Raw genomic sequence first — 722 nt, forward strand, 5'->3', positions numbered from 1 at the left:
GATCCGGACACCCCAGTCACCTTAGACGGTGCGAGAATCAAAAAGGCAGTCGACAAAGAGATGGCGGTGAGAGGTATGCGTTTGGCTAAATCTGATGGGCAGCTAACCGTCTACTACGAGATTTTAGAAGCTTCAGAGCTATTGGCCGATGGGCCGACCTTCAGCTTTGGTTTCGGTAGCGGCAGCATCAATAGTGTTTACGGAGCCGGTGTCAGCACACCGACTCGCGTTAAAGAGAAAAAATACGGCAAGCTGAGCGTTAATCTGATCGACACCAAAACCAATGATGTTGTTTGGCGTTCGGTGTCGCAAAGACAACTCACTGAAACCATGGACTCCGAAGACAGAAATGAATTCGTCCAAGATCAGGTGAAACAAATGTTTGAAGAGTACCCAATCGCAGCGCCACAGTCCGAATAGCTAGGGTAGAGCGGGCTAGTACCCTTTGTCGAAATCGATTTGGTATTTGAGCTGAAAGCCATCGCGCCAAGACTGGTAGTTGTTAGCAAATATCTTGACAACCTGTCGCGGTTCACTCAGAGCCGCAATATGGGGCGTGATAGTGATTTGAGGCAGCCCCCAGAAAGGGTGCTCTTATGCTAGAGGCTCGCTTTCAAATACATCTAGGAAGGCGTGTTCGATCCAGCGGTTTTTAAGTGCTAACAGAAGGCCTGCTTCATCGAGTGTACTGCCTCGGCCTACATTAAAGAGTAATGCACCTT

General features: G+C 49.0%; 1 protein-coding gene and 1 pseudogene. One reads left to right on the plus strand and one right to left on the minus strand.

What is annotated here, in order from left to right; translation table 11 throughout:
• Positions 1-420, plus strand: a 420-nt coding sequence (locus tag KIV40_RS34405; RefSeq protein WP_285353933.1) for a DUF4136 domain-containing protein, incomplete at its 5' end; no start/stop codon positions are given.
• Between the two features lie 15 nt (positions 421-435).
• On the opposite strand, the pseudogene KIV40_RS34410 reads toward KIV40_RS34405, so the two are convergent.
• Positions 436-722: pseudogene (locus tag KIV40_RS34410) on the minus strand (NAD(P)-dependent oxidoreductase); the annotation flags it as partial.

Source organism: Vibrio sp. D173a (assembly GCF_030248475.1).